This is a genomic window from Clostridium drakei, from assembly GCF_000633595.2.
GTDB lineage: Bacteria > Bacillota > Clostridia > Clostridiales > Clostridiaceae > Clostridium_AM > Clostridium_AM drakei.
Window position 1 is genome coordinate 1 of sequence record NZ_JIBU02000086.1, and the last position, 2,990, is coordinate 2,990.

Consider the following 2,990-nt stretch of genomic DNA (forward strand, 5'->3'; position numbering starts at 1 on the left):
TCAATATTAGTTTCCATCTTATCATTAGTTACAATATATCCTGCTTCACTAGTATCAACTAGTTCTTTAACTAATTGATTTGTAGGTAAATAGCCAACGAATACAAATATTCCAAAAGTTCCATCTTCTTCATCTGCAAAATATTCGCTCAACTCACCTGTTTTAGTATCCTTAAATACTGCTGACTCTACTATTCCATCACCTTTTATTTCAGTGATTACTGAGTTCCACTTTATTTCAATTTTAGGGTTTTTAAAAGCCTTTTCTTGTATTGATTTTGCAGCTCTTAATTCATCTCTTCTATGCACTATAGTAACTTTTTTAGCAAACTTTGTTAAATAAATAGCTTCCTCAATAGCTGAATCTCCTCCACCTACTACAAAAACTTCTAAATCCTCAAAGAATTCAGCATCACAAGTTGCACAATAAGATACACCTTTACCTATCAATTCATTTTCTCCAGGACAACCAATTTTTCTAGGATTAGCTCCTGAAGCAATAATTACAGATTTAGCATAATACTCTTCTTTTTCACCTTTTAATTTTTTTATCTTTCCAGTAAAATCAACTTCTTTTATGTTATCTTTTTTTCTTTCAGCACCAAAACTTTCAACCTGCTCTTCCATTCGAGCAATTAAACTTGGTCCTGTAGCATGCTGAACTGATCCTGGATAATTAGCTACTTCATCTGTGATTACAATTTGTCCGCCTACTTTGACTCTCTCCAGTATCAAAGTTTTTAGTCTAGCTCTTGCTGAGTATATAGCTGCAGAAAGCCCTGCAGGACCGGAACCGATTATAATAACATCATAAATATTATTCATATTGCACCTTCTTTCTTAATATTTCAATAATATTTACTTACTACTTAGGTAAATATACTTTTAATTTATCATTTTTAAATACTACTATTTATTCCTTAAACTTTCTCTTCCTGAAGAGCCTTGTATATGCTATAGCACATGACAAGCATAATTAGCATAAACGGAAAGGCAGCAGCAATGGAAGCCGTCTGAAGTGTCTTTACCGCAGCAGTGCCTCCTACTAGAATAATCATTATCGTAACAGCCCCTTGAGCAACTCCCCAAAATCCACTTAGTTTTTTACTTGGATTCAAATCTCCTCCTGATGTTAACATACTCAATACATAGGTTGCTGAAGTAGCAGCTCCTGCAAATGAGGCAATAATTAGGATAAGGGCTAATGGAGCAGTTATAACGTAAAATGGCAGATTCTGTAACGTTGCAAATAAAGCAGTTGAAATATCAGCTTTAACAGCAGCTTGAATTGCACCATGTGATAACGCATCTAAATTAAATGCAGCTCCTCCATAAATTGCAATCCATACTATACAAAAACCAGAAGGCAAGAATACTGTTGCGAGTATAAATTCACGAATAGTACGTCCTCTAGAAACACGTGCTATAAACTGACCCACAAAAGCTGCCCAAGCAATATACCAAGCTCTATAAAATACTGGCCATGCTTTAGTCCATTCAATATTACCCATCCATAAACTTTGTCCAATAAAGTTTTGAATATAATCCCCAAGAGTATGAGTAAAATTGTTTAGTATAAATACCATTCCACCAAACAAGAAAATAAATACCATAAATCCAATTGAAAGCCATACCTTCACGTCAGCAACAGCCTGCATTGCCTTATGTAGTCCAGATACTGTTGCCAGTGTAAAAATAGCTGTCATGATTGCTATAATAATAGCAGTCATACCAGGTGTCGCTTTAATTCCCCATATATACTGTATTCCTGTTGCAATTTGACCAGCTCCAAGTCCCAAGCTGGTTGCTACACCAAACATTGTTGCAAATACAGCTAATATATCAATAGCTTTACCGATAGGTCCATGAATGCGATCACCAAGAATTGGATAAAAAGCTGAACTGATTAAGCATGGGAGACCTTTTCGATACTGGAAATAGCCTAGTGCTAAACCACAAACAGCGTAAATAATCCAAACATGAATACCAAAATCATTGAATACAATACGAAGGGCATCATGCATAGCTTGCTCACTTCCTGGTCGTCCAACAGGCGGTGACATATAATGCATCATTGGTTCAGCAATGGACCAGAAAACCATTCCGATGCCCATTCCTCCTCCAAATAACATAGTAAACCATTGGAAAGTTGTAAATTCCGGTTTTTCATCATCTTTTCCCAGCTTGATTTTACCATAGCGGCTGAGAGCAATAACAAATATAAATATTGTAAATACAAATACTGATAAAAGATACAGCCAACCAAAATTAGTAGTTAAAAATGATAACACACCATTGGAAGCTTTGGACATTTGAGAAGGCAGGATTATACTAAATGCTACAAATATCAGAGCTATACCTGCAGAAACATACAGAACCGAGTGGTCTTTTGCCTTTTGTTCATTTGACATGATTAATTTTCCTCCTTCACAAAACTAATCTAAATAGGCCTCATTCATTTTAACAAGACCTATTTAGTTAATGATTTAAATCTTTACTTTAAAAACAGTTTGTTCTTCAATATCAGTTGCAAGAGCGTCTAAAGCTACACCAACTCTATGATATCTTAATTTCCATTGCTGCTCTTTAGAATCTGAAGGATTTCCTAGTGGATAAGGAATAGAAATAGTTGGTACTATTCTATTTGAACCTACTGTTGTTGCTACAGGAATCAAATTACACATTTGAACAACTGGGAAGCCAGCTCTTTCAATTTCTTTTACCATTGTTGCACCGCAACGTGTACAAGTTCCTCAGGTGGAGGTTAATACAACTGCAGTTACATTGGCTTCCTTTAGATACACAATAATTTCCTTTGCCATTCTAGCAGCCTCACCTTGAGTAGTTCCAGTTCCAACTGTGGAGTAAAAATACTCATGAAACTTACCTATTTTTCCTTCTTTTTCATATGCTCTAAAAGCATCTAATGGGACTATTACATTAGGATCTGCATCTGCTGCTGCAGGATCAAATCCTGCATGGATTGTCTTG

The 2,990-nt window shown here is 35.6% G+C and carries 3 protein-coding genes; all 3 read right to left on the reverse strand.

The window, feature by feature from the left end:
* Positions 1-824 (reverse strand): NAD(P)/FAD-dependent oxidoreductase (locus tag EG57_RS0224640; protein ID WP_032079723.1); only part of this gene is annotated, 824 nt, incomplete at its 3' end.
* A 95-nt stretch (positions 825-919) separates the two neighbouring features.
* Complete coding sequence (locus EG57_RS0224645) at positions 920-2,410, reverse strand: glycine betaine uptake BCCT transporter (RefSeq protein WP_032079724.1); 1,491 nt, start codon at positions 2,408-2,410, stop codon at positions 920-922.
* Between the two features lie 75 nt (positions 2,411-2,485).
* Positions 2,486-2,990, reverse strand: a 505-nt coding sequence (locus EG57_RS25300) for a glycine/betaine/sarcosine/D-proline family reductase selenoprotein B (RefSeq protein ID WP_152563683.1), incomplete at its 5' end; no start/stop codon positions are given.

Excerpts from the sequence above, each read along its gene's own strand:
- EG57_RS0224645 (WP_032079724.1), bottom strand. The coding sequence starts at position 2,410 with ATGTCAAATGAACAAAAGGCAAAAGACCACTCGGTTCTGTATGTTTCT.